Origin of the sequence: Aneurinibacillus migulanus (assembly GCF_001274715.1) — a bacterium.
Lineage (GTDB): Bacteria > Bacillota > Bacilli > Aneurinibacillales > Aneurinibacillaceae > Aneurinibacillus > Aneurinibacillus migulanus.
The window spans coordinates 1-752 of record NZ_LGUG01000001.1; the positions used below are offsets into that span (position 1 = coordinate 1).

The window sequence follows — 752 nt, forward strand, 5'->3', positions numbered from 1 at the left end:
GTAATCAGTAAATCCCATCGCTCTGTACCAAGCAATTCCAGGGCTTCTCGGGCTGATGTGACTGACCTGATGTTGTACGACTCCGTCGATAGGATGCTGACGAGCACCTTCAGGTTAACAGGATCGTCATCGACAGCCAGGATGTTCATTTTCCCGTCAGTAAAGGATGATAACGGGAATTGCAAGGGCCATGCGCTAGTTAACGCATCCGAAAAGCTTAAACTGACTGCTACCTCCTCACTTGCATCAAGCTGTTGAGGAGGCAGGTTTTGAAAAGGTGAAAGATCGGATGGGGTGGCCAACGGAAGCATAAAACTGAATACGGAACCCTTACCCAGTTCAGAATGAGCTGTCAGTTCACCACCATGCAGTTCCACCAACTGCTTGCATATGCTTAGGCCGAGGCCGATTCCTGAGCCATTGCTTATTCCATGAGGCCCTTGCTCATAGGGCAAAAATATGCGAGCCAGTGTTTCTTCATCCATGCCGGAGCCGGTGTCGAATACATGGATGACAGCATGTCCGTTCCGGAGCTCAGCGGACACAGTAATGATTCCTTCATTGGTGTATTTAAGCGCGTTATGCAGTAAATTAAATAAAATTTGTACAAGTCTTTTTTCATCTGCCAAAACAGGCGGCATGGATTCTGCAATCTCTATTTTCAGCTGAACGGGTTTGCCGTTAGTCATAAATTGGAGCATGCCGATGACACCAGAAGCGACGGATTGAATGAGCAAGGGCTCCTTCTGAAG

General features: G+C 47.9%; 1 protein-coding gene. It reads right to left on the reverse strand.

All coding sequences use genetic code 11. From position 1 onward, the window contains the following. A partial coding sequence (locus AF333_RS00005; RefSeq protein WP_321167145.1) for an ATP-binding response regulator occupies positions 1-737 on the reverse strand: 737 nt, incomplete at its 3' end. Between the last annotated feature and the right edge of the window lie 15 nt (positions 738-752).